Genomic DNA, 23952 nt, shown 5'->3' with positions numbered 1-23952 from the left:
CTAAAAAGCCTCTCAGCAAAAACTGAGAGGCTTTTTTATTTTGACTTGGAAAATATTTATAAAATGTTGAATTCTACTACAAAACCTTCGTGCCCGCGAACGTTAAATACGGTCCCGTCTTCGAAGATAAGATATTGCCCTTTTATTCCTTTAAGAACCCCTTCGTAAAAAGGATTCTTGCCAAGATTAAGCGTCTTTATTTTCTTTGGAAATTCCAGTACGGGAAATTCGATCTCTGTCTCCTTATTGCTGGCTATATAATATTCCTTTGCCTCATCCGGGATAAAATCCTTCAGTTTCTCACGCTCTTCAACCAGGTTCAGGTCCTTGATATCATTGGTGAGCATTTTACGCCAGTTGGTCTTATCTGAAACGTGATCTTTCAGGGCTACCTCGGTAATTCCGGCAAGATAACGATTGGGCACTTCCACGATCTCAATGGCCTCGTGAGCCCCCTGGTCTATCCAACGCGTCGGGATCTGCTCCTTTCGGGTCACCCCAACCTTCACATTACTGGAATTGGCCAGGTACACGATATGAGGCTGTAACTGGGCTCTTTTTTCGAATTCCAGGTCACGGTCTTCCTCATCCAGATGAGCGCGGCTAAGCTCCGGCTTCATAATCCATTCCCCGGCCTGCGGAATTTCATTAAAACAGTCGAAACAAAAACCCTGGCGAAAGATCTTCTTCTCCAGCCCGCAATTAAGGCACTGATACCTTAGAAAATTTATGCTGACCTTCCTGTCCAGCAACTGGTTAAGATTCAGGAAGTCAGAATCAAAAACGAGGTAGTATTGCACCTTATCGGTGATCTCGGTTTTCATTTTTGTAAGTACCCCTTCGTATGTCATATTTTTTTCGTTATTTTTAGCCGACAAACCTTGTGCGCTGTAGTTTTCGCAGAGCATAAATATAAAATAAATAATGCCAATTCCATTAGTAAATTCCATCGCTTCCTGGTTCCTGAAAAAGAGGATCCACCAGATGGAATTGTTCATAAAATATCCCAATGAAGTACAGAATGAACTTCTGAAGGATCTTTTATCTAAAGCTAAAGACACTGAATTCGGCAAGAAATACGGCTTTGAGGAAATACGGAGCTATGCGGAATTCTCCCGAAGGGTTCCTGTGCAGAGGTATGAAGATTACGAGGGGGTGATAGAACGCAGCCGCCGGGGTGACACCAATATTTTTTGGCCTACTCCCATCAGATGGTTTGCAAAATCCAGCGGAACCACCAACGCAAAGAGCAAGTTCATTCCCGTAAGTGAAGATTCCCTTGAGAATTGCCACTATGCCGCCGGAAAAGACCTGCTTTGCGTTTACTTCAATAACAATCCGCAATCTCAGCTTTTTACCGGAAAAAGTTTAAGACTGGGTGGAAGCAAGGAAATCTACCGCAATAACGGTACTTCCTATGGTGACCTTTCAGCCATCCTGATAGACAATATGCCGTTCTGGGCTGAATTCAGCAGCACCCCCAGCAACGAGGTTTCCCTGATGCACGACTGGGAAGTGAAAATGCAGGCCATAGTTAATGAAACCATCCGTGAAAAAGTCACCAGCCTGGCCGGTGTACCTTCCTGGATGCTCGTCCTGCTGAACAATGTGCTGGAAACCACCAACACACAAAGTCTTTTTGAAGTGTGGCCGCAGCTGGAAGTTTACTTTCACGGCGGAGTAAGTTTTGACCCCTATGCGCCGCAATACCAGAAAATATTGCCAAAAGAAGATTTCAGGTTTTATGAAATCTATAATGCTTCTGAAGGCTTCTTCGCCTGCCAGGATCAGAACGATTCGAAAGACCTGTTACTGATGCTGGACTACGGAATTTTCTATGAATTCATCCCGATGGATACTTATGATACCAAAGAGGAGAAAGTAATTCCGCTGAGCGAAGTAGAGATCGGAAAGAATTACGCGGTAATCATCACTACAAATGCCGGTTTATGGCGCTATAAGATTGGGGATACCGTACGCTTTACTTCCACCAGCCCATACCGAATTAAGGTTTCGGGAAGGACCAAACATCACATCAATGTCTTTGGAGAGGAGCTCATTATTGAAAATGCCGAAGAAGCCCTGAAAAAAGTTTCCTTAATCAATAACTGCGAGATCGTAGATTATACCGCGGCTCCGGTTTTTATGGAAGGAAAGGAAAAAGGAGCTCACGAGTGGATCATCGAATTCAAGAATCCGCCTAAGGATTTTGAATCTTTTAAACGTGAACTCGACAAGGCCTTACAGGAAGTAAACAGCGATTACGAAGCCAAGCGTTATAACAATATGACCCTGAATATGCCAAAAGTACACCAGGCAAGAGAAAGCCTTTTTTACGACTGGCTTAAAAAGCACGATAAGCTTGGCGGGCAACATAAGATACCCCGTCTCTCCAACTCCAGGACCTATGTTGAAGAGCTATTGGAGATGATGTAAAAAAGCCCCGCATTTGCAGGGCTTTTTTTGGTAAGTATTTGAACTGACCTTAAAGGTCTTTAGAAACTTTTCCTACTACTTCAATCGTCTTATCAAGATCTTCATAAGAAAGGGCTTCACTAATGAACCAGGTTTCAAAAGCGCTTGGCGCAATGTAGATACCGTTTTCCAGCATTCCGTGGAAGAACTTATTGAATTTACCAGAAGAAGCCGATGTAGCCGAAGATTCAAAATCCACCACCGGTTCATCCCCAAAGTGAACAGAGATCATAGACCCCACGCGGTTAATGGTATGCGGTACATTATTTTCTTTCAGCACCTTTTCCATCCCTTCGTGCAGATATTTTGTCTTTTTATCTATGCTTTCAAAGATCCCGGGATTCTCATAAAGCTCAGTCAGCATCGCCAGTCCTGCAGCCATCGCCAACGGATTCCCGCTTAGGGTCCCGGCCTGGTAAACAGGGCCCACAGGAGCCAGGTAATCCATAATCTCATCCCGGGCAGCAAAGGCTCCAACCGGAAGTCCGCCTCCTATCACTTTTCCGAAGCAAACGATATCGGCCTTCACCCCCATTCTTTCCTGCACTCCGCCCTGGGCAAGTCTGAAACCGGACATCACCTCATCGAACACCAACAGGATATCGTGAGAATTACAAAGCTCGCGAAGTCCGTTCAGGAATCCGTTCTTTGGAGGGATACACCCCATATTTCCCGGCACAGGTTCAATGATCATACAGGCGATCTCTCCCTTATTAGCCTCAATCACTTGCTTCACATTATCCAGGTCGTTGAATTTTGCAAGCAGGGTATCTTTTGCCGTTCCCTGGGTCACCCCGGGGCTGTTTGGTGAGCCAAAGGTCATTGCCCCACTTCCCGCCTGGATCAGGAAAGAGTCGCTGTGGCCGTGATAACAGCCCGAAAATTTGATAATCTTTTCCTTCCCGGTATAGCCTCTTGCCAATCTCACGGCACTCATAGTGGCCTCGGTCCCGGAATTCACCATTCTTATCTTATCGATATTAGGCACCATCTTCACCGCCAGTTCGGCGATCTTTGTCTCCAGTTCGGTAGGCGTGCCGAAAGATGTTCCATCTTTAGCCCTTTCGATTACGGCATCTACAACAGGTTTGTGAGCGTGCCCAAGAATAAGCGGCCCCCAGGAGTTGATATAATCTATCAGTTTATTTCCGTCTTCATCATAAATGTAAGCTCCTTCAGCCTTCTTAATAAAAACGGGATCGCCACTCACGGCCTTGAATGCACGTACAGGTGAATTTACCCCTCCCGGAATCACTTTCCTGGCTGAAGCGAACAATTCACTACTTCTTTTATAAATCATAAATCTTAATATTCTGAAATTATATATAATAACTGACCAATCTCGATGGTATTCGAGCTCAGATCGTTGTGTTCCTTTATTTGTTCCACACTGGTATTGTATCGTTTTGCAATAGAATAAAGTGTATCCCCTTTTTGCACCACGTGGGTATCGGCATCCTTTTTTGAGCTATAGGTATAACCTGATGAAGGTCTGTCTGAAACATTGGTATCGTAGCGGTATAATTCATAGCGCTCTATAAGCCCTATCAGTTTATCAGGATACCTCCTGTCTGTTGCATAACCTGCCTTTCTTAAGCCTTTGGCCCAGCCTTTATAATCGTCTTTGTCGAGATCGAACAGGAAAGCATACCTCCTGCGTTCACTTAAAAACAGTGAGTGATCCCTGAAAGAGTACTTTGGGTCCTTATATTTCCTGAAGCATTCGCCGCGGGCATCATCATCGTGATACACCCGGGGGCCGTTCCAGTCATGACATTTAATTCCGAAGTGGTTATTGGCCCTTCTGGAAAGCTCTCCCTTTCCGGCACCTGACTCCAGGATACCCTGTGCAAGGGTAATACTTGCCGGGATCTTATACAAGGCCATCTCCTCCTGGGCAATTGGCGCAAAATACCTTATGTAATCCTCTACAGAACCTGAAAAATTAGCCGGTCTTTCTTCCCTTGCCCTGCCGGAATCCATCTCCTTCCGCGAAGTATCTTCCATCACAACCTGAGACTCGGGTTTCGACCGGTCCCTTTTGGTGACCACCTTTTTCTTACTTCCGCAGGAAACGGTGAATACAGCAAGTACAATAATTATAAAATACCGCTTTAAGTTCATTTTCATATCTGGATTAAAGGCAATTGTTTTTTCTTCAGTATTCTATTCATTCCCGGGATTCCCTGAAGCCCCCCGGTATGGATCGCTAAAATACGGGAATTTTCAGGAAAATAAGATTCCCTTGCGAGTTCAAAAATTCCGTAAAGCATTTTCCCTGTATAAACGGGATCGAGCTGAATTCCGTATGCAGTCTTAAAATTATTAATGAATTCGATGAGTTCCGGTTTATACCTGGCATAGCCTCCAAAATGAAAGCCGGAAATGAGCTCCCAATTCTGTTTACCCGAGTATTTCTCTATTTCTGCGGAAAGAAAATCACCTTTTAGAGCCGGAAAACCCAAAATTTGCTGGTTCTCTTCTGAAGCATTGATAATCCCCGAAATAGTACCCCCGGTACCAACGGAAGTGCATACAAAATGGAATGCCTTATCTTCTTCAGATAATATCTCGGCACATCCCTTCACAGCCAGCGAATTGGTCCCGCCTTCGGGAACTAGATAAAATTCACCGAATTTCAACTGCAGGTTTTTAATGAAGCCGGGGGCTGTTTTGTTCCTGTAATCGCTTCGGGAAACAAAATGCAGCTTCATCCCCTGGGAAACCGCAAAGTTTAAGGTAGCATTTGTTTTTAAAGTCTCTTCAAGGTTTCCTCCTAATTCTTCTCCCCTTATCACCCCGACACTTTCTAGGCCAGAAAGTTTCGCGGCTGCGGCAGTTGCAGCAATATGGTTAGAAAAGGCTCCGCCAAAGGTCAGGACCTTTTTCTTATTCTGAGCCAAAGCCTGTTGCAGATTATACTTCAGCTTTCTGAATTTATTTCCGGAAACTTCAGGATGCAGCAAATCTTCCCTTTTCAGCCAAAGCTGAACATTATTCCCCAACCCGGTAATGAATTGGTTCTTTGAATAGATTTCAGAGTTAAGATCCAGTACCTTCTGCATTTTGCAAAGTTAACAAGCAGTTATACACCTGCAACCTATAAGTAATGAAGAAATGCCCAAAATTTGCGCTCTTTCAGATAATCGTCTATGGTCTCCCGGTCATAAGCTTCCCGTTCAAATGAAATATTCCGGTAGGCCTGCATCCTGTTTCCGCTTTTAGCCAGCCTAAAGAGGTATTCGAGATAATACCAGATATAAAAAAACAGGATGAGTAATTCCTGTTGCTGCCGCATATGGATCCGCTCGTGGTTAATGAAGATCTCATCGTTCTTTAACTCCGGATTCTTCACGAAAAGGAAAGGCCATAAAACCATCCCCTTAAATCGGTTACCCGGAAGATATTTGTTAACGATAAGTATCATGTGAACAAGATAAGAAATTGTATTTTTGCGATATGAGTATTTTCAGAAAAAGAGTTCCCCTTGAAGAGGGAGACTATTATATAACGCCTGAAGGATACAGATGTTTTACAGAACAGTATCATCTAAAACGAGGATATTGCTGTGAAAGCGGTTGCCGCCACTGTCCTTACGGCTACGATAACAAAACTAACACGCAACAATAAAATAATGACATTTAAAGAACAATTACTGGAAGGGATTCCTTCGAAATTACCTTCAAAAAAGGATTATGACGAATCTGTTAACCACGCCCCAAAGAGAAAGGATATTCTTACCCAGGATGAAAAACAACTGGCTCTTAAAAACGCCTTGAGATACTTTGACAAGCAGCATCACGAAACCCTGATTCCGGAATTCAGGGAAGAACTTGAAAAATACGGGCGTATCTATATGTACAGACTGAAGCCTGACTACGAGATGAAAGCCCGCCCTATTGAAGAGTACCCGGGAAAAAGCACCCAGGCCAAGGGTATTATGCTAATGATCCAGAACAACCTGGACCACGCCGTAGCTCAGCATCCCGATGAGCTGATCACCTATGGTGGTAATGGAGCTGTATTTCAGAACTGGGCACAATACAGGCTTACGATGAAATACCTCGCCGAAATGGAAGAAGATCAGACTTTAGTGATGTATTCGGGACATCCTATGGGCTTGTTCCCATCACATAAAAACGCTCCCAGGGTGGTCGTGACCAACGGGATGATGATCCCCAACTATTCCAAACCGGATGACTGGGAGAAATACAACGCACTTGGAGTCACCCAGTACGGGCAGATGACCGCCGGAAGCTACATGTATATTGGCCCGCAGGGAATCGTACACGGGACAACTATCACCGTTCTGAATGCCGGCAGAAAGATCTCTGAGGAAGGACTTGGCGGAAAGCTGTTCGTTACCTCAGGACTTGGGGGTATGAGCGGAGCTCAGCCAAAGGCAGGTAATATTGCCGGCTGTATTACCGTATGCGCCGAAGTGAACCCAAAAGCCACTGAAACACGTCACTCCCAGGGATGGGTGGATGAGGTGATAGACGACCTTGAAAAACTGGCCAGCAGGGTTAAAGAGGCCAAAGAACAAAAGGAAGTGCTCTCCATAGCTTACCAGGGAAATATCGTTGACGTATGGGAGTACTTTGATGAAAAGGACATCCATATAGACCTGGGAAGCGACCAGACTTCTTTGCATAATCCGTGGGCCGGAGGTTATTACCCGGTTGGACTTAGCTTTGAAGAATCGAATAAAATGATGGCCGAAGAACCGGAACTTTTCAAACAGAAAGTTCAGGAAAGTCTGAGAAGACAAACTTCAGCAATAAACAAACATACGGCTAAAGGCACTTATTTCTTCGATTATGGGAATGCATTTCTTTTAGAAGCATCAAGAGCCGGAGCCGAGATAATGGCGGAAGACGGTATACATTTCCGCTATCCAAGTTATGTACAGGACATTATGGGGCCTATGTGTTTCGATTATGGATTCGGACCTTTTAGATGGGTTTGTGCTTCAGGGAAAGATGAAGACCTGGCCAAAACCGATGAGATCGCAACCCGGGTACTTGAAAAATTAAGAAAAGAAGCTCCTGAAGAGATTCAGCAGCAAATGGCCGATAATATCAAATGGATAAAAGGAGCTCAGGAGAATAAACTGGTAGTAGGTTCCAAAGCAAGGATCCTTTATGCCGACGCCGTTGGCCGTATGGAGATCGCCAAGGCATTTAACGATGCCATTGGAAATGGAGAGATTGGCCCGGTTGTGTTAGGAAGAGATCATCATGATGTTTCAGGTACAGATTCTCCCTACCGGGAAACCTCAAATATTTATGATGGCTCAAGCTTTACAGCTGATATGGCTATACATAACGTGATTGGTGATAGTTTTAGAGGCGCTACCTGGGTAAGCATCCATAATGGTGGTGGTGTAGGCTGGGGAGAAGTTATTAACGGAGGTTTTGGTATGATTCTTGAAGGTACTTCAGCATCAGAAGAGCGCTTAAAATCTATGCTTTTTTGGGATGTTAACAACGGAATTGCCCGCAGAAGCTGGGCTAGAAATAAGGAAGCCGTGTTTACAGCCAAAAGAGCAATGCAAATGGAGCCTAAGCTAAAACTTACCCTCCCTAATATGGTAGATGAAACTCTTCTTAAGTAATAACACTAAAACTTAAGTTCTTATGAAAATTCTGAAAATTACATCTGTTTTGCTTCTGTTTGTAGGAGTCCTTACCTCTTGCAGCAGTGTAAGAGTTGCGTCAGATTATGATCGTGAAGCTAATTTTAATGAGTATCAAACCTTTGCCTTTTTCAAGCCGGGCATAGACAAAGCTGAAATTTCGGATCTCGATAAAAAGCGAATCCTTAGGGCTATTGAAAGTGAAATGCAGGCTAAAGGCTTTGCTAAATCTGAAAACCCAGATCTACTTGTAAGCATTTTCACTAAGACCAATGAGAATATTAATATCTACCAGAACAATTATGGCTGGGGTTATGGCTGGGGATGGCATCCCTGGTACTGGGGCTCAGGTTACAACACCGTTACCCGAACCAGTGAAGGAACCCTTTATATAGACCTGATTGATGCGGGAGAAAAGGAACTTGTTTGGCAGGGAATGGGCACTGCCGCCCTTGCTGAAGAAGTGAATAAAAAGCAGGAACGCATCAATGAGATCGTTCAGAAGATAATGGAGAAATATCCTCCAACTATGGAAAAGTAAAATTCAAGAAAATGCTCCCGAATCGGGAGCATTTTTATTTTATTCCTATTTCTGTTATCATTTTCGGAATTTGCACATAATTATGTATCTTTAAATTGAATTTTATCTAATATAAATTATGCTGGACCAAGTTGAGTCAAACGAAATATTAGAGCGTCTTCCGGCGCATCTTCAACAATATATAAAGCCGCAGAATTATGATGATTACACTCCCATAAATCAGGCGGTTTGGCGCTATGTTATGCGCAAAAATGTAGAATATCTGAGTAAAGTAGCTCATAATTCCTACCTGGAAGGCCTTCGCCAAACAGGAATCTCTATAGACAGTATCCCGAATATGTACGGAATGAATCGCATCCTCAAGGAAATTGGCTGGGCGGCCGTCGCCGTAGACGGATTTATCCCGCCTGCTGCTTTTATGGAGTTCCAGGCCTATAATGTGCTGGTGATCGCCAGTGATATCAGGCAGATAGAACATATGGAGTACACACCCGCTCCCGACATTATTCACGAGGGGGCCGGCCACGCTCCAATTATTGCCAATCCTGAATATGCAGAATACCTGAGACGTTTTGGAGAGATTGGCTGTAAAGCCATCTCCAGCGCCAAAGATTATGAGATGTATGAAGCCATCAGGCACCTGTCCATTATCAAGGAAGCTGAAGACACACCACAAGAAGAAATTGAGGCTGCAGAGAAGCAGGTAGATTACCTGCAAAACAATATGGGGAAACCTAGCGAAATGGCCCAAATAAGGAACCTGCACTGGTGGACCGTGGAATATGGTCTTATAGGCACTTTGGAACACCCAAAAATTTATGGCGCCGGGCTGCTGTCTTCAATTGGAGAAAGCAAATGGTGTATGACAGATAAGGTGAAGAAGATCCCCTATACCATTGAAGCTGCAAAACAGGAATTCGACATCACCAAACCTCAGCCACAGCTGTATGTAACTCCAGATTTCGCCCATTTAAGTTCGGTCCTGGAAGAATTTGCCAACACTATGGCCTTGAGGAGAGGCGGACTTTCAGGGATCAAAAAGCTTATCGACTCGAAGAATATCGGAACCATTGAGTTCAGCACCGGCCTTCAGGTTTCCGGAAGTCTTTCAAGAGTGATAGAATACAACGGAGCACCGGTTTACATTCAGACGAAAGGCAAGACTGCTTTGGCTCACCGGGAAAAGGAGCTGGTAGGGCACGGCACCCATAACCATCCCGAAGGCTTTGGTTCTCCCGTAGGAAAGCTTAAAGGAATCAACCTGGCTATAGAAGATATGAGTCCGCGAGATCTCAGGGCATATGATATCTATGAAGGTGAAAAAGTGAAACTTGAATTTGAAGGCGGGCTAATAGTAGAAGGAGAGATCATTACCGGAACCAGAAACCTCCAGGGAAAGATTATCCTTATCAGCTTTAAGAACTGTACCGTGACTTATGAAGATGAAGTGCTCTTTAAACCGGAATGGGGCAAATACGATATGGCTGTAGGTAAAGAAATAATCTCAGCTTTTGCCGGTCCTGCCGATGCAGAATCTTTTGACCTGATCACTCATAAACCTTCAAGCACCACTATTAAAAGCAAGAAAACTCCGGAAAGAGAAGAACTTGAGTCGCTTTACAAATCAGTAAGAAACATCAGAGAAGGAGAGAATGCGAAGTTCTCTCTGGAAGCTGCTTTAGAGATCGCAGAAAAAAGTCATCCAAGAGATTGGTTGTTAAGTGTTGAGATCTATGAGCTGGCTTGCGAAAAGAATCCCGGGCTTGCCGAGAAGGCCCTGGCACATCTGGAAAACATCAAAAAACAAAGGCCGGAAGTTAAACACCTTATAGAAGATGGGATAGAAATGGCCAAAGCCAACCTGGTAACAGATTAAAGCTTTATAGCTTCAAGTTCCTCCTGGCCTTCAAATTTCTGGCCCTTATACTCAAGGGTCCAGCCCATTGAATTCGAAAGGATATAGATCTTCTGTAACTCACTAATGAGCCGGTTTTGAGCATTCGATTTTAAATTGGATGCTTCTACCTTTTTCCTGATCGACTTTTCAATCTGGGTTTTGATCTTATTATAATCCTCCGCTTCAAACTGGTTAAGATAATCCTGGGTAACATCATAGTAGTTGATATCAGGATTAATACTTATTTCTTCTTCCGGAATATGAGTTATGCTTATCGTCCTGTTCACTTTATCGACATCAATTTCAAGCTCACTCAGGTCGTAAGCAATGCTTACCCTGGCATTTACAACAATAAGAGCCTTCTTTCTGGCTGAGAAGACATCAAGGTAAAATTTCTTTGAATCCTTATAGGAATAGACCTGTGAGAAAGTACCTTCAGTGACAATTAATTTTCCTACATTTTTAATTTGCTCCTGAATAAGTTCTGTATTCGCTTCCAGCTGTTCCTGCTGCGACCATCTGTTCTCAAAATACCGGATCGCAAAAACAACCAGCAATACGATAACAGCTCCAAAAAGTATTTTTCTCATAGACCGAATTTTGATTAAATATACGAAAAGAAATTTCCCGAAGATCTTAGAGAATGCTGTAAACAGGGAGTTTACAAGGGGCTATAAAATACTTATGGACGGCCCCACCCGTCCATAAGCTTAGTAAATTCTAAAATCTACCCCAACAAATTTTAGAAAAAATAAACAGCAAACGACTCTTAACCAAACCTGGGGATACACCCCGGGATTCAGATTCTCATCATCATTTGTCTATGGGTTAAAATTACAAATAAATTCAATGAGTCTTAAATTTTAATAAATAATTAAAAATTTTAACAAGTAAAGAATTAAAATGAAATATGAGGAAACCGGGATTCCAGATCCTTAATTTTGATGTCGAGTTTTTCCAGAAATTTTTTGTGAGCTTCAGATTCAGGATTAAAAGGCTTATGCGCAAGATCGCGCTGAACCCCTTCTATTTCCCGCATTGTAGCCATAGCAGACCCAGACATCCACGCTTTCACGAAATTCTCCCAGATATAACTTATGGCAATGTTGTTGGGATGAATCATATCTTCAGAAAAGAATCTGTAATCCCTCAATTCATCCATAACAATCTCATATGAAGGAAAATAGGCGACTTCTGAATTGTAAGAAACTTCTTTCTGAATAGCCGTGATAAGGTTAGATTTACCCCATTGATTTTCCGTAAACCCGTCTTTTAGGTGTCTTATCGGAGAGATGGTAAATATAACTTTTGCTCCGGGAGCCAATTCTTTAAGCCTGTGAAGGCTGCTTTCCACACTGAGTTTCACCTCTTCAGGATCAGCCAGGGCCTTTCTAAAATTTTTCTGTGGCAGCTTGTGGCAGTTGGCCACATCTGTTTCGCTTTCCAAATGATGATAATACCACGAAGTGCCCAGGGTAATCACCACGTGACTGGCCTCTTTAAGGAAGTTTCGGGTTTCCTCAAGTCTACTATTGAGTTTCTCTACCAGGTCCTTCCCGCTCTTAGAGCTTAAAGACGAATGGGCATCAAAACAATGCCAGCGTTCATTGTGGAAAAATACATCCTCATCGCCGTACTCGTAGTTGGAAGCCAGCTTTTGAAAGAGGTTCTCTATGGCAAAAGGATGAAAAAGTATCCCAAGAGGATTTTGCAAGGACTGAAATTGATAATAATCCAGCTTTTTCCCAATATTTTCAACAAAACAGGAACCTGTAAGGAATATCTTGGACCGATAATCCATTTTAGGTTCCTGTTCCGAAATTGGTACTTTGGTTCTGAATTCCATTTCAGATGTTTTTTATCCCGGAATCCTTATTCCAGGAATGTTTTGGCTTGCTGCAGGGCTTCATTAATCCCTTCAGGCTTTTTACCTCCTGCGGTCGCAAAGAAAGGCTGGCCTCCGCCACCTCCCTGGATATATTTCCCAAGATCTTTCACGATCTTCCCGGCGTGAAGGTCCTTATCTGCTGCAAGGGATTTTGAAATATAACAGGATAACAGGGCTTTGCCGTTCTGCTCGGTTCCGAAGATAAGGAAGAGATCATCCAGCTCATCTCCAAGCTGAAATGCAAGGTCCTTTATTCCCCCGGCATCAAGGTCAACTTTTTTAGCAAGATAATTTACCCCGTTCACCTGGGTGATCTCAGACTTTATCTCTCCTTTCAGGTTTTTAGCCTTGTCTTTCAATAAAGCTTCCACCTGCTTCTTTAATTCGGCATTTTCATCCTGCAGGTTATTGATTGCCTTTACCGGATCCTTTGAATTCTTCAAAGAGCCTTTTATCTCTTTAAGCACCTTTGTTTGTTCGGAAAAATAGTCTTTCACCGCATCTCCGGTTATAGCCTCTATCCTCCTGATACCAGACGCCACTGCAGACTCTGATGTGATCTTGAAATACCAGATATCCCCGGTATTCTGAACGTGGGTTCCCCCGCACAGCTCCATAGACTCTCCGAATTTCACGGCCCTGACGCTGTCTCCGTATTTCTCTCCGAATAAGGCAATTGCTCCCTGGTCTATGGCTTCCTGGTAAGCAATGTTACGCTGTTCTTCAAGATTGATCTGCTCTTTGATTCGGGTATTCACAAAATTCTCAACCTCTTCGATCTCCTCTGCAGTTACTTTTCCGAAGTGGGAAAAGTCAAATCTAAGGTAACCGCTGTGAACCATAGAGCCTTTCTGCTCTACGTGATCCCCAAGAATTCTTCTCAAAGCCTGGTGCAGCAGGTGCGTTGCCGAGTGGTTGGCAGCAGTTCTTGCTCTTTGTTTTGCATCTACCACGGCCTTGAATTCTTTCTCGGGATTCTCAGGAAGGTTCTTAGCAAAATGTACGATCAGGTTATTTTCCTTCTTGGTATCGGTGATATAAACCACGTCTCCGTTTTTCGCTTCCAGGTAACCTTTATCACCTACCTGGCCTCCGCCTTCAGGATAGAAAGGGGTTTTGTTCAGCACGATCTGAAACAGCTCTCCCTGCTTCTTAGTCTCTACTTTTCTGTACCTCGCGATCTTCACATCAGCCGAAAGCTCATCATAACCTATAAAGGCCTCCTCTTCTACCGAAGTGAGTTCCTGCCAGTCTCCGGCAGTGATCTGTGTTGCTGCCCTGGAGCGGTCTTTTTGTTGTTTCAGTTCCGCTTCAAATTCTTCCTGGTCCAGATCGTAACCGCGCTCCCTTAAAATAAGGGCGGTAAGATCTATCGGGAATCCAAAAGTATCGTAAAGCTCGAAAGCTTTCTTTCCTGAAACCTTCCCGTCTTTAGATTCCTCTATGATGTTCTCCAGGCGAATAAGCCCCTGATCCAATGTTCTAAGGAAAGACTGCTCCTCTTCTCTTATCACATTCTCACAAAGATTCTTCTGCGACTTAAGTTCAGGGAATGCATCCCCCATTTGATTGCTTAAGGTCTCTGCCAGTTTATAAATAAATGGCTCCTTTATATCAAGGAAGGTGAATCCGTAACGGATGGCCCTTCTTAAAATTCTTCTGATCACGTAACCCGCTCCGGTATTGCTCGGCAACTGCCCGTCTGCTATAGAAAAAGCAACTGCCCGCACGTGGTCTGATATCACCCTGATGGCCACATCGGTCTTTTCTGAAACCCCGTATTCCTTTTTGGTGATGGTCTCGATCTCGCGGATTAGCGGAGTGAAGACGTCGGTGTCATAATTAGATTGTTTTCCCTGAAGCACCATGCTAAGTCTTTCGAAGCCCATCCCGGTATCGATATGCTTTGCCGGCAACTCCTCAAGAGCACCATTGGCTTTTCTGTTAAATTGAATGAATACCAGGTTCCAGATCTCCACAACCTGTGGATGATCGGCATTCACAAGCTCCCTTCCGGGTACTTTCGACTTCTCCTCTTCAGAGCGTATATCTATATGGATCTCTGAACAAGGTCCGCAAGGGCCCTGATCTCCCATCTCCCAGAAGTTATCCTTTTTATTCCCGTAGATGATGCGCTCTTCCGGCACTATCTCTTTCCAAAGCGCTAGGGCCTCCTCATCTAACGGAAGATTATCCTTATCATCTGTACCCTCAAATACCGACACATAAAGGTTCTTTTCGTCTATTTTAAATACCTCAGTCAGCAATTCCCAGGCCCAGTGAATAGCTTCCTTTTTAAAGTAATCGCCAAAGCTCCAGTTCCCCAGCATTTCGAACATCGTGTGGTGATAGGTATCCATCCCCACTTCCTCCAGGTCATTGTGTTTTCCGCTCACCCTCAAACATTTTTGAGAATCGGTCACACGGGTATGCTTGGGCACCGAGTTCCCAAGGAAGAACTCCTTGAACTGGTTCATCCCGGCATTGGTGAACATTAAAGTAGGATCATCTTTAATGACCATAGGCGCCGAAGGAACCACGGTATGGGATTTTGACTTAAAAAACTCCAGGAATGTATTTCGAATTTCTTGCGATTTCATGTAGCTATTACGATCTAAAAATTTTTAAATTATGACAGCGAGGAAACAATTTATATATTTGTTCGTTTACCGTTGACATTTAGCACAGTATTTGTACCGTTTTGAATGGCAAAAATAGCATAAATTTAACTCATGTCGAAGGTTAAATATTATTACGATAGCGAAACCCTTTCCTATAAAAAAATAGAACGCCGCAAAGGCCGGCGACTGGGAATTATAGCGCTTAGCATAGTGGGGTCTTTTCTGGCCGGATTCATCTTGCTGGTCATTTACCTCAATATTCCACAGATAGAAACCCCTAAAGAAAAAGCTCTAAAACGCGAGCTGAAGAACATGAAACTTCAGTATGGGCTTCTGAACAAAAAAATGGACCAGATACAGGATGTGCTGGCCAATATTGAAGACCGGGACAATAACATTTACCGCTTATATTTCGAAGCAAATCCTATTCCTGAAGAACAGAGGAAGGCAGGATTCGGAGGGGTTAACCGCTACAAGAACCTTGAAGGTTTCGATAATTCAAAACTTATAGTGGAGACCACCAAACGGATGGATATCCTTACCAAACAGATCGTAGTTCAATCTAAATCTTTAGATGAGATTGCTAAACTGGCAAAAGCAAAGGAAAAGCTACTTTCAGCAATCCCGGCAATCCAGCCTGTAAAGAACGAAGACCTTAGCCGGATTGCTTCCGGTTACGGATGGAGAACAGACCCTTTCACCAAGGTCAGAAAATTTCATTATGGAATGGACTTTACTGCTCCCCGAAGAACCCCGGTATATGCAACCGGTGATGGCAGGGTGATAAGAGCCGACAACCGTTCAACTGGCTATGGCAACCACATTAGAATAGATCACGGCTTTGGTTACACCACATTGTATGGCCATCTGTATAAGTACAATGTAAGAAGAGGCCAGAAAGTGAAAAGAGGAGATATTATTGGGTTTGTAGGCAGTACGGGACGTTCTGAAGGTCCACACCTGCACTACGAAGTCTTTAAGGATGATAAAAGAATTAATCCTATTAATTTCTACTACGGAAACCTTTCTCCCGAAGAATTCGATAAGGTTTTAGAAAAAGCTCAACAGGAAAATCAATCTCTGGACTAATGCACGTAAATCTTCCGGAAAAACGCTACTACGGTATTGGCGAAGTAGCCGAGGCATTCAAGGTAAACACTTCCCTTATCCGTTTTTGGGAAAAGGAATTCGATGTGATAAAACCTAAGAAAAATGCAAAAGGAAACCGCAAATTCACCCCAGAGGACATTAAGAACCTGGAGCTTATCTACCACCTTGTAAAAGAAAGAGGTTTCACCCTTGAAGGGGCTAAAACCCATCTCAAGGAAGAACGACAAAAAACGCTTACTAATTTTGAAATAATTCGTAAGTTAGAAAGTATTAAAGCAACGCTAGTCAACCTTAAAAATCAATTGTAATTATGAAAAAGTGGCTTATCCCGGCAATTATTATTGTCGTAGCAGTATTTGGAATCTATCGCTTAACAGCGGGAGTAAATAATACTGCCATAGAATACCAGGAAGATGCCAGAAGGGCCTGGGCAAATGTAGAAAGTTCCTACCAGAGGCGTAATGACCTCATAGGCAACCTGGTTAAAACAGTGGAGGGAGCAGCCGATTTCGAACGGGGAACCCTGACCGATGTTATAGAGGCCCGTGCCAAAGCAACTTCGGTAAGTGTAGACCCGAGCAACCTTAGCGCTGACCAAATTCAGCAGTTCCAGCAGGCACAAAGCGGGGTTTCTTCTGCTTTATCAAGGTTACTGGTTACCGTGGAACGCTATCCTGAATTAAAGGCGAACCAAAACTTCTTACAACTACAATCACAGCTGGAAGGCACCGAAAACCGCATAAATGTGGCCAGGGACCGCTATAATGAAGCTGTAACCAATTACAATAAATATATCAGGGTCTTCCCGAATAATATCGTTGCGGGCTGGTTCGGCTTCGATCAAATGGAGCGCTACCAGGCCGATGAAGGTTCTGAAGATGCCCCCGATGTTGAATTCGATTTTTAAGAGAGATGAAGAAAGATTTAGATTTTTTAAGCAAAGAAGAAGAGGAAGAGATCGTTGAAGCCATCAGGACAGCTGAAGGCAGGACCTCGGGAGAAATCAGGGTCCACCTCGAAAAGACCGTTGGGGACAAGGATATCTTCGACAGGGCGATGGAGGTCTTTCATATGTTGAAAATGGACAATACCAAAGCCGAGAACGGAGTGCTTATTTATGTTGCCGTAGAAGACCGCAATTTTGTGATCTACGGGGACAAAGGAATAAATGACGTCGTGCCTTCAGATTTTTGGGAGAGCACCAAAGACGCCATCGTGGCGCAATTCAAAAAAGGAAATTTCAAACAAGGTCTTATAGACGGCGTACTAAAGGCGGGAGAGCAACTTAAAAAGCACTTCCCCTGGACCGAAGACAACGAGAATGAACTTTCCAACAAAATTTCAAAAGCTTAAATGCGAGTATTAAACCGAAAGTTAAGCCTTACCTTATTATTTCTAATTTGTTTGATCGGGATTGGCTATGCCCAGCGCGATATACCTCCCAAACCCGATAAACAGACGAGTGTCTATGACGGGGCAGATGTACTTAGCGATTCGGAAGAGTCACGTTTAACACAGAAGCTTATCAATTATGCCGACACCACTTCAACACAAATTGTGGTGGTCACCATTGAGTCTCTGCAGGGAGAATATGAAGGAACCTATGCGGCACACTGGGCTCACGAATGGGGAATCGGGCAAAGCAAAAAGGATAACGGCCTGCTGATATTAATGGCCGAGAACGACCGGAAGATCTGGATCACCACCGGCTACGGACTCGAAGAGTACCTTACCGATGCCAAGACCAAGCTCATCATAGAAAACATCATCCTGCCTGAATTCAGAAAAAGTGATTACTACAGCGGGTTCGACAAAGGGACCTCAGCAATTTTCGAGGTGCTGGCAGGCACATTTGAAGGCACTCCCCAGGGAAGACAAAGCAAAGGTTTACCCATACGAACCATAATCATATTCATAGTTTTCATCATCATCCTGATCTCTTTCAGCCGAAAGAACCGGGGCGGTGGAAGCGGCGGACACCGAAGAGGCAGCAGCACTCTTTTTGACGCTATTATCCTGAGCTCTCTGGGGCGCGGAACCTTTGGCGGAGGCGGAAGCTCCGGAGGAGGTTTTGGCGGCGGAGGCGGCTTTGGTGGCGGTTTCGGCGGCGGAGGCTTTGGCGGCGGCGGAGCCGGAGGAAGCTGGTAAGATTAACCTTATAAAGATTTTTATTACTCCCCCAAGTAATAATTCAATAGAAAAAGCCTCAGGAGACCCTGAGGCTTTTTTGTTATATCTAAATCACGTCTTATTTCTTCCTGAAATAAATGGTGATCGGCACTCCTTCAAAATCGAATTCTTTCCGGAGTTTGTTCTCGATGAATCGCTTATAAGGATCTCTTACATACTGCGGTAAATTGCAGAAGAACGCGAACTGTGGCTGCGGCGTTGGCAACTGCGTACAGAATTTGATCTTCACGTATTTCCCTTTATAAGCCGGTGGCGGGTTGCCTTCAATAATAGGAAGCATCACATCATTAAGCCTGCGGGTCTTGATCTTCTCGCTTCGATTCTTATATACCCTTACAGCTGTCTCTATGGCCTTAAAGATCCTTTGCTTGTTAAGAACCGACATAAAGATGATAGGCACATCGGTAAATGGCTCCATCTCTCTCCTTATTGCCGCTTCATATTCCTTCATTGTATTGGTTTCCTTCTCCAGAAGGTCCCACTTATTTACAAGGATCACGATCCCCTTTCGGTTTCGCTGTGCCAGCCAGAAGATATTCTGCACCTGTCCGTCAAAACCACGGGTAGCATCCAGTACCAGAAGACAAACATCACAGTTCTCTATGGCTCTTACCGAACGCATTACAGAATAGAACTCAAGATTTTCCTTAACCTTGGATTTTCTTCTGATCCCTGCGGTATCCACAAGATTGAATTCAAACCCGAAACGATTATACCTGGTATCTATAGAATCACGGGTGGTTCCCGCAATATCGGTCACTATATATCTTTCTTCGCCTATAAGCGCGTTGATGAAAGAGGATTTCCCGGCGTTAGGTCTTCCCACAACGGCAAATCTCGGCAAGTCGTCTTCATCGGTTTCTTCCAGTTCAGGAAGCGCCTCGACAAGGGCGTCCAAAAGGTCTCCCGTACCGCTCCCGTTGGTACTGGCAATAGGAAAATACTCGCCTAGCCCCAGCGAATAAAACTCGACTGCGTTTTCAAGTCGCTTGTTATTATCTACTTTATTTACGGCAAGTAGTACCGGCTTATCAACTTTACGTAACAAAGTGGCCACTTCTTCATCCATAGGAGTCACGCCGCTTTCCACGTCTACCATAAAGATAATGGCATCGGCCTCATCTATAGCCAGTTCTACCTGCTTATCGATCTCCGCTTCAAAAACATCTTCGCTTCCCTTAACATATCCCCCGGTATCAATAAGGGAGAATTTTCTCCCGTTCCAGTCAGACTTACCGTAATGTCGGTCACGGGTCACCCCACTCACCGAGTCTACAATCGCCTCCCGGCGTTGGATCAAACGGTTAAAAAAAGTGGATTTTCCTACATTTGGTCTACCCACAATGGCTACAATATTGCCCATAATTAAATAATTCTATAATGAGGTGCAAAATTAGTGGTTTTATAACAAATGGCTTCTAACAACCTCATTCTTATTCAAATTAATATTTAAATCTTAATACCTCGGTGACTATGCTGCTTGAAGGAAAAGTATCAATCGGTACCTGAAAGCACAGGTTTCAGCCTGATAAGGACTTATTAAAAAGCTGCAATTCAAGGCTCATCAGTTAATATTCGCAGAATAAACGGCAAGGGATTTATTTCTCCCCCGAGTAACCGAATCTCTTCAGTTGTCTTGAATCACTACGCCAGTTCTTGTTCACTTTTACATAGAGTTCAAGGTGTACCTGTTTTCCGAAGAATTTCTCAAGGTCTTTACGCGCTTCCACCCCCACTCTTTTTAAGGCAGCTCCTTTATGGCCGATTATGATCCCCTTCTGGGTATCACGCTCTACCATAATAACGCTTCGCATCCTGATGATGTCTTCTTCTTCAAAGAATTCCTGGGTATCGATCTCAACACTGTAAGGGATCTCCTTTTTATAATGCATCAGAATCTTTTCGCGAATGATCTCATTCACGAAGAAACGTTCGGGCTTATCGGTAAGCGTATCTTTAGGGTAAAATGCCGGGGATTCCGGAAGAATTTCTATGATACGTTTAAAAATTTCAGAAACATTGAAGCCTTCAAGGGCTGAAACCGGGAAGATCTCCGCATTAGGCACCTTTTCCTGCCAGTACTGCACCTGGCTTTCCAGTTCTTCCTGATTGGATTTATCGATCTTATTCAGGAGCAACAGTACCGGGATCTTAGCATTGACGATCTTTTTGAAGAAGGCTTCATCTTTCAAAGCCTTCTCGCCCACCTCAACCATATATACAAGTACATCGGCATCTTCAAAAGCAGATTTCACGAAATCCATCATAGATGCCTGCAGTTCATAAGCTGGTTTTATGATTCCCGGGGTGTCACTCAAGATCACCTGAAAATCATCCCCGTTTACGATCCCCAGGATCCTGTGCCGGGTGGTTTGTGCCTTAGAGGTGATAATGGACAAACGCTCCCCGACGAAGGCATTCATCAGGGTAGACTTCCCCACATTAGGGTTTCCAATAATATTTACAAAACCGGCTTTATGTGCCATAATACTATGCTTCTTTTATAAATGCAAAAGTACTAAGATATTAAGCAAGCCTCTAGAAAAGAGGCGTAAATTTCAGAATCTTTCTAAAAAAGGTTAATTTTAAGCTATCCAAACTTCTTATGGATGGCCCTTTATTTATCTGATACTATTAAAAGTTCATTCTATGAGTTCATATCAGAAAATAGTGAAAAAGCTTCTTTTGGCCGCGGGTATTGAGGTGAACGGCAATAACAGCTGGGACCTTCAGGTAAGAAACCGAAAATTTTACAAACGGGTTCTGCGGGACGGCTCCATTGGCCTCGGCGAATCTTATATGGAAAAGTGGTGGGATTGTGACAAACCGGATGAATTTTTGTATCGCGTCTTCAATGCAGGGCTGGAACAAAAGATAAAGAAGAACCTTCACCTGAAATGGCTTGTCCTTAAATCTAAACTATTCAACCTTCAGAAGCCCTCCAAGGCCCTGAAGTCTATTGCCACTCATTACAACAAAGGCAACCAGCTTTACCAAAAAATGCTCGACCCCTTAATGCTGTACTCCTGCGCCTACTGGCAAGATGCTGAAAACTTAAGTGAGGCACAACAAAACAAACTGGAACTAATCTGTACCAAACTGAAATTGAGACCGGGTCTTAAGCTACTTGATATTGGCTGCGGATGGGGAGGTTTTGCCTATTATGCCGCTAAAAATTACGGAGTTGAAGTGGTAGGAATAACAATTTCCAAAGAGCAATACACATATGCGAAGGAACAATGCAAGGACCTGCCTGTAGAGATCAGATTTCAGGATTACCGAAGCCTGAATGAGAAATTTGACCGTATTGTTTCCATTGGAATGTTGGAGCACGTAGGCCACAAGAATTATGACTCCTATATGGAAGTGGTACAGGAGAACCTGAAAGAGGACGGGATTTGCCTTTTGCATTTTATTGGGAGCAACAAATCTGAATATACCACCGACCCCTGGATCAACAAATATATTTTCCCTGAAGGCCTTATTCCTTCTGCCGCGCAGATCGGGAAAGCTATAGAAAATAAACTGGTTTTACAGGACTGGCATAACTTCGGAAAATATTATGACAAGACGCTGATGGCCTGGTACGAGAACTTCAGGGAAGCCTGGCCCCAGCTGAAACAGGAATACAGCGATGCCTTTTACAGGATGTGGGAGTTTTATCTATGTTCATCGGCCGCATCTTTCAGGGCAAACCGTCTAAACCTCTGGCAGCTTGTACTTACCAGAAAGGAGTTTCCGGACTTATACACCTCGATGAGACCAGTACATTTGAACCCGAAAGAGGTATAAAGACAGCCATTGCTATATCAGCATAAAATACCGGACAATTTTATCAAAGTATTAAAAATTAAGAGTTTAGGGCCAAAAACTTTCTTAATTGAAATAATTAACTAATTTTGCCCGCTCTTATGAGGCAAGCAAAACTAATTATATCATCACCCATTACCCCGCCATAGGTGGCGATTCCCAGAGTTTTCAATTCCTTCAGTTACCCGAAAGCATTCTTTCAACCAAGATTAAAAAAGATCCAATGAAAAAGATTTTCAACCTTTTTGATTTTTCGCAAAAAGTAAATTACAAAACCGAAATCCTAGCCGGATTAACGGTTGCCCTGGCCCTGATCCCGGAAGCCGTGGCCTTTGCGATGATCGCTAACCTTTCTCCCTTAACAGGACTTTACGCTGCTTTTGTTATGGGATTAATCACCTCTATTCTTGGAGGCCGCCCTGGAATGATCTCGGGAGCCACAGGTGCTGTAGCGGTAGTTATCGTAGGACTTTCCATTTCTCACGGTCCGGAATATATTTTCGCCACCGTGGTCCTTGCCGGAATTTTACAGGTGCTTGCCGGAGTTTTCAGACTCGGGAAATTGATAAGGCTGGTACCACATTCCGTGATCTTCGGATTTGTGAACGGACTTGCCATCATCATATTTATGTCTCAACTGGATCAGTTCAAAACTGTGAATGCCGCAGGAGAAATGGTATGGATGACAGGAAGCCCAATGTACACCTTCCTTGGCCTGGTAGGAATTGCAATAGCCATTATCTGGGGGCTGCCTAAGATCACCAAAGTCTTCCCCGCGTCACTTGCCGCAATCCTGGTGGTTTTTGCCATTGTTATAGGTTTTGGGATAGACACCAAAAGTGTGGGTGATATGGCTTCTATTAATGGCGGTTTCCCTCCATTTCATATCCCAATGGTTCCTTTCACTTTCGAAACCCTTGCCCTTATTTTCCCTTATGCGGCAATTATGGCCGGAGTTGGTCTTATAGAAAGTCTTCTGACCCTGAATATAGTTGATGAGATCACAGAAACCCGTGGAAGTGGAAACAAAGAATGTGTAGCACAGGGAACTGCCAATATGCTTTCAGGAGTATTTTCAGGAATGGGTGGTTGTGCTATGCTAGGGCAAAGCCTTATCAACGTTTCTTCCGGGGCAAGAGCAAGGCTTTCCGGAATTGTAGCTTCCATAATGCTGCTTGTTTTTATAATGTTTGGAGCCGATCTCATCGAAAAATTACCAATGGCCGCCCTTACCGGGGTAATGATTATGGTTGCCGTAGGAACTTTTGAATGGGCCAGTCTGAAAACCCTGAATAAAATGCCTAAATCTGATGTGCTGGTAATGGTCCTTGTAACGCTCGTGACCATCTTACTCCACAACCTTGCCCTTGCGGTATTAATTGGAGTGATCATCTCTGCCCTTGTATTTGCCTGGGATAACGCCAAGCGCATAAGGGCCAGAAAACGCACCGATGACAATGGAGTGAAACATTACGAAATGTATGGTCCGCTTTTCTTCGGTTCTGTACAGGCTTTTAATGATAAATTTGATGTATTGAACGATCCTGAAGAAGTAGTAATCGATTTCTCAGAAAGCCGGATTGTAGATATGTCCGGAATTGAAGCGGTAAACAAACTTACCGAACGGTACCATAAACAAGGCAAAAAGCTTCATCTGAGACACCTTAGCCAGGATTGCCGAAAGTTACTGAGTGACGCTGATGCGATCATCGATGTGAACATTCTGGAAGATCCTACCTATAAGGTTGCTGTAGATAAAGTCTAATAAAAAAAGCGGTTCGA

At 43.8% G+C, this 23952-nt stretch carries 22 protein-coding genes; 12 read left to right on the top strand and 10 right to left on the bottom strand.

From position 1 onward, the window contains the following. Window positions 1-56: 56 nt before the first annotated feature. Window positions 57-851 (bottom strand): DUF2797 domain-containing protein, encoded by a 795-nt coding sequence (locus tag ACFQ3Q_RS04400; protein WP_380743317.1) that lies wholly within the window; start codon window positions 849-851, stop codon window positions 57-59. A 73-nt stretch (window positions 852-924) separates the two neighbouring features. Between ACFQ3Q_RS04400 and ACFQ3Q_RS04395 the strand changes: the two genes are divergently transcribed. After that, on the top strand, window positions 925-2436 hold the full coding sequence (locus ACFQ3Q_RS04395) for a GH3 auxin-responsive promoter family protein (RefSeq protein ID WP_380743315.1): 1512 nt from the start codon (window positions 925-927) through the stop codon (window positions 2434-2436). Between the two features lie 49 nt (window positions 2437-2485). Here ACFQ3Q_RS04395 and hemL read toward each other — a convergent pair whose 3' ends face one another. Genes hemL through ACFQ3Q_RS04375 form a run of 4 tightly spaced genes read right to left on the bottom strand, consistent with a single transcriptional unit; the run spans window position 2486 to window position 5902 of the window. Beyond that, window positions 2486-3775: a glutamate-1-semialdehyde 2,1-aminomutase gene (gene hemL / locus ACFQ3Q_RS04390; RefSeq protein WP_380743313.1), complete on the bottom strand. Its 1290-nt coding sequence runs from the start codon at window positions 3773-3775 to the stop codon at window positions 2486-2488. A gap of 5 nt (window positions 3776-3780) precedes the next feature. After that, window positions 3781-4599 carry a glucosaminidase domain-containing protein gene (locus ACFQ3Q_RS04385; protein WP_380745590.1) on the bottom strand — a complete coding sequence of 273 codons (819 nt, stop codon included), beginning with the start codon at window positions 4597-4599 and terminating at the stop codon, window positions 3781-3783. Window positions 4600-4601: 2 nt separating this feature from the next. After that, on the bottom strand, window positions 4602-5540 hold the full coding sequence (locus ACFQ3Q_RS04380; protein WP_380743311.1) for a 1-aminocyclopropane-1-carboxylate deaminase/D-cysteine desulfhydrase: 939 nt from the start codon (window positions 5538-5540) through the stop codon (window positions 4602-4604). Window positions 5541-5575: 35 nt separating this feature from the next. Beyond that, on the bottom strand, window positions 5576-5902 hold the full coding sequence (locus ACFQ3Q_RS04375; protein WP_380743309.1) for a hypothetical protein: 327 nt from the start codon (window positions 5900-5902) through the stop codon (window positions 5576-5578). A gap of 32 nt (window positions 5903-5934) precedes the next feature. Here ACFQ3Q_RS04375 and ACFQ3Q_RS04370 point away from each other — a divergent pair, with 32 nt between their 5' ends. The 4 genes from ACFQ3Q_RS04370 to ACFQ3Q_RS04355 all read left to right on the top strand — a co-directional run bounded on the left by ACFQ3Q_RS04370 (window position 5935) and on the right by ACFQ3Q_RS04355 (window position 10530). Then, window positions 5935-6105, top strand: coding sequence for a DUF5522 domain-containing protein (locus ACFQ3Q_RS04370; RefSeq protein WP_380743307.1), 171 nt, complete (start codon window positions 5935-5937; stop codon window positions 6103-6105). Window positions 6106-6109: 4 nt separating this feature from the next. After that, window positions 6110-8092 carry a urocanate hydratase gene (locus tag ACFQ3Q_RS04365; protein WP_380743305.1) on the top strand — a complete coding sequence of 661 codons (1983 nt, stop codon included), beginning with the start codon at window positions 6110-6112 and terminating at the stop codon, window positions 8090-8092. A 22-nt stretch (window positions 8093-8114) separates the two neighbouring features. Continuing rightward, window positions 8115-8654, top strand: a complete 540-nt coding sequence (locus ACFQ3Q_RS04360) for a DUF4136 domain-containing protein (protein ID WP_380743303.1) — start codon at window positions 8115-8117, stop codon at window positions 8652-8654. Between the two features lie 118 nt (window positions 8655-8772). Continuing rightward, window positions 8773-10530 (top strand): aromatic amino acid hydroxylase, encoded by a 1758-nt coding sequence (locus ACFQ3Q_RS04355; RefSeq protein ID WP_380743301.1) that lies wholly within the window; start codon window positions 8773-8775, stop codon window positions 10528-10530. Here ACFQ3Q_RS04355 and ACFQ3Q_RS04350 read toward each other — a convergent pair. The 3 genes from ACFQ3Q_RS04350 to alaS all read right to left on the bottom strand — a co-directional run bounded on the left by ACFQ3Q_RS04350 (window position 10527) and on the right by alaS (window position 15039). Then, on the bottom strand, window positions 10527-11141 hold the full coding sequence (locus tag ACFQ3Q_RS04350; RefSeq protein WP_380743299.1) for a DUF4230 domain-containing protein: 615 nt from the start codon (window positions 11139-11141) through the stop codon (window positions 10527-10529). The genes ACFQ3Q_RS04355 and ACFQ3Q_RS04350 overlap by 4 nt on opposite strands. 308 nt (window positions 11142-11449) lie before the next feature. Continuing rightward, window positions 11450-12397 carry a GSCFA domain-containing protein gene (locus ACFQ3Q_RS04345; RefSeq protein WP_380743297.1) on the bottom strand — a complete coding sequence of 316 codons (948 nt, stop codon included), beginning with the start codon at window positions 12395-12397 and terminating at the stop codon, window positions 11450-11452. Window positions 12398-12423: 26 nt separating this feature from the next. Then, on the bottom strand, window positions 12424-15039 hold the full coding sequence (alaS, locus tag ACFQ3Q_RS04340) for an alanine--tRNA ligase (RefSeq protein WP_380743295.1): 2616 nt from the start codon (window positions 15037-15039) through the stop codon (window positions 12424-12426). Window positions 15040-15171: 132 nt separating this feature from the next. Between alaS and ACFQ3Q_RS04335 the strand changes: the two genes are divergently transcribed. From ACFQ3Q_RS04335 to ACFQ3Q_RS04315, 5 genes are read left to right on the top strand one after another with little or no spacing between them, the layout of a single operon-like run. Then, entirely contained in the window at window positions 15172-16149 is a 978-nt protein-coding gene (locus ACFQ3Q_RS04335; protein WP_380743293.1) for a M23 family metallopeptidase, read from the top strand. Further along, the gene (locus ACFQ3Q_RS04330; protein WP_380743291.1) at window positions 16149-16478 is read left to right on the top strand and encodes a MerR family transcriptional regulator; all 330 of its coding nucleotides are present in this window, start codon (window positions 16149-16151) and stop codon (window positions 16476-16478) included. The genes ACFQ3Q_RS04335 and ACFQ3Q_RS04330 overlap by 1 nt, the downstream gene beginning before the upstream one ends. A gap of 2 nt (window positions 16479-16480) precedes the next feature. Next, a complete protein-coding gene (locus ACFQ3Q_RS04325; protein WP_380743289.1) occupies window positions 16481-17077 on the top strand; it encodes a LemA family protein in 597 nt (198 codons plus the stop codon). 5 nt (window positions 17078-17082) lie between these two features. After that, window positions 17083-17523: a TPM domain-containing protein gene (locus tag ACFQ3Q_RS04320; protein WP_380743287.1), complete on the top strand. Its 441-nt coding sequence runs from the start codon at window positions 17083-17085 to the stop codon at window positions 17521-17523. Beyond that, a complete protein-coding gene (locus ACFQ3Q_RS04315) occupies window positions 17524-18318 on the top strand; it encodes a TPM domain-containing protein (RefSeq protein WP_380743284.1) in 795 nt (264 codons plus the stop codon). Window positions 18319-18418: 100 nt separating this feature from the next. Here ACFQ3Q_RS04315 and der read toward each other — a convergent pair whose 3' ends face one another. Together der and era are read right to left on the bottom strand one after the other, a co-directional pair. Then, window positions 18419-19723, bottom strand: coding sequence for a ribosome biogenesis GTPase Der (gene der / locus ACFQ3Q_RS04310; protein ID WP_380743282.1), 1305 nt, complete (start codon window positions 19721-19723; stop codon window positions 18419-18421). Window positions 19724-19958: 235 nt separating this feature from the next. Further along, the gene (gene era, locus ACFQ3Q_RS04305) at window positions 19959-20846 is read right to left on the bottom strand and encodes a GTPase Era (RefSeq protein ID WP_380743280.1); all 888 of its coding nucleotides are present in this window, start codon (window positions 20844-20846) and stop codon (window positions 19959-19961) included. A gap of 163 nt (window positions 20847-21009) precedes the next feature. Here era and cfa point away from each other — a divergent pair, with 163 nt between their 5' ends. Both cfa and ACFQ3Q_RS04295 read left to right on the top strand, forming a co-directional pair. Next, window positions 21010-22152, top strand: coding sequence for a cyclopropane fatty acyl phospholipid synthase (cfa, locus tag ACFQ3Q_RS04300; protein ID WP_380743278.1), 1143 nt, complete (start codon window positions 21010-21012; stop codon window positions 22150-22152). 241 nt (window positions 22153-22393) lie between these two features. Then, the gene (locus ACFQ3Q_RS04295) at window positions 22394-23935 is read left to right on the top strand and encodes a SulP family inorganic anion transporter (RefSeq protein WP_380743277.1); all 1542 of its coding nucleotides are present in this window, start codon (window positions 22394-22396) and stop codon (window positions 23933-23935) included. Window positions 23936-23952: the final 17 nt, after the last annotated feature.

This window comes from Salegentibacter chungangensis (genome assembly GCF_042678405.1).
Taxonomy (GTDB): Bacteria; Bacteroidota; Bacteroidia; order Flavobacteriales; family Flavobacteriaceae; genus Salegentibacter_A; species Salegentibacter_A chungangensis.
The sequence above is the reverse complement of the archived record's forward strand: the minus strand, read 5'-3'. Positions and strand labels throughout refer to the sequence as shown.

Bases quoted from the DNA above. Each gene is read 5' to 3' on its own strand.
- ACFQ3Q_RS04370 (WP_380743307.1), top strand. From the start codon at position 5,935: ATGAGTATTTTCAGAAAAAGAGTTCCCCTTGAAGAGGGAGACTATTAT.
- ACFQ3Q_RS04395 (WP_380743315.1), top strand. From the start codon at position 925: ATGCCAATTCCATTAGTAAATTCCATCGCTTCCTGGTTCCTGAAAAAG.
- ACFQ3Q_RS04380 (WP_380743311.1), bottom strand. From the start codon at position 5,540: ATGCAGAAGGTACTGGATCTTAACTCTGAAATCTATTCAAAGAACCAA.
- ACFQ3Q_RS04315 (WP_380743284.1), top strand. From the start codon at position 17,524: ATGCGAGTATTAAACCGAAAGTTAAGCCTTACCTTATTATTTCTAATT.
- der (WP_380743282.1), bottom strand. From the start codon at position 19,723: ATGGGCAATATTGTAGCCATTGTGGGTAGACCAAATGTAGGAAAATCC.
- ACFQ3Q_RS04355 (WP_380743301.1), top strand. From the start codon at position 8,773: ATGCTGGACCAAGTTGAGTCAAACGAAATATTAGAGCGTCTTCCGGCG.
- ACFQ3Q_RS04320 (WP_380743287.1), top strand. From the start codon at position 17,083: ATGAAGAAAGATTTAGATTTTTTAAGCAAAGAAGAAGAGGAAGAGATC.
- ACFQ3Q_RS04365 (WP_380743305.1), top strand. From the start codon at position 6,110: ATGACATTTAAAGAACAATTACTGGAAGGGATTCCTTCGAAATTACCT.
- ACFQ3Q_RS04400 (WP_380743317.1), bottom strand. From the start codon at position 851: ATGACATACGAAGGGGTACTTACAAAAATGAAAACCGAGATCACCGAT.
- hemL (WP_380743313.1), bottom strand. From the start codon at position 3,775: ATGATTTATAAAAGAAGTAGTGAATTGTTCGCTTCAGCCAGGAAAGTG.
- ACFQ3Q_RS04330 (WP_380743291.1), top strand. From the start codon at position 16,149: ATGCACGTAAATCTTCCGGAAAAACGCTACTACGGTATTGGCGAAGTA.
- ACFQ3Q_RS04385 (WP_380745590.1), bottom strand. From the start codon at position 4,599: ATGAACTTAAAGCGGTATTTTATAATTATTGTACTTGCTGTATTCACC.
- ACFQ3Q_RS04350 (WP_380743299.1), bottom strand. From the start codon at position 11,141: ATGAGAAAAATACTTTTTGGAGCTGTTATCGTATTGCTGGTTGTTTTT.
- ACFQ3Q_RS04325 (WP_380743289.1), top strand. From the start codon at position 16,481: ATGAAAAAGTGGCTTATCCCGGCAATTATTATTGTCGTAGCAGTATTT.
- cfa (WP_380743278.1), top strand. From the start codon at position 21,010: ATGAGTTCATATCAGAAAATAGTGAAAAAGCTTCTTTTGGCCGCGGGT.
- ACFQ3Q_RS04345 (WP_380743297.1), bottom strand. From the start codon at position 12,397: ATGGAATTCAGAACCAAAGTACCAATTTCGGAACAGGAACCTAAAATG.
- ACFQ3Q_RS04360 (WP_380743303.1), top strand. From the start codon at position 8,115: ATGAAAATTCTGAAAATTACATCTGTTTTGCTTCTGTTTGTAGGAGTC.
- ACFQ3Q_RS04375 (WP_380743309.1), bottom strand. From the start codon at position 5,902: ATGATACTTATCGTTAACAAATATCTTCCGGGTAACCGATTTAAGGGG.
- era (WP_380743280.1), bottom strand. From the start codon at position 20,846: ATGGCACATAAAGCCGGTTTTGTAAATATTATTGGAAACCCTAATGTG.
- ACFQ3Q_RS04295 (WP_380743277.1), top strand. From the start codon at position 22,394: ATGAAAAAGATTTTCAACCTTTTTGATTTTTCGCAAAAAGTAAATTAC.
- ACFQ3Q_RS04335 (WP_380743293.1), top strand. From the start codon at position 15,172: ATGTCGAAGGTTAAATATTATTACGATAGCGAAACCCTTTCCTATAAA.
- alaS (WP_380743295.1), bottom strand. From the start codon at position 15,039: ATGAAATCGCAAGAAATTCGAAATACATTCCTGGAGTTTTTTAAGTCA.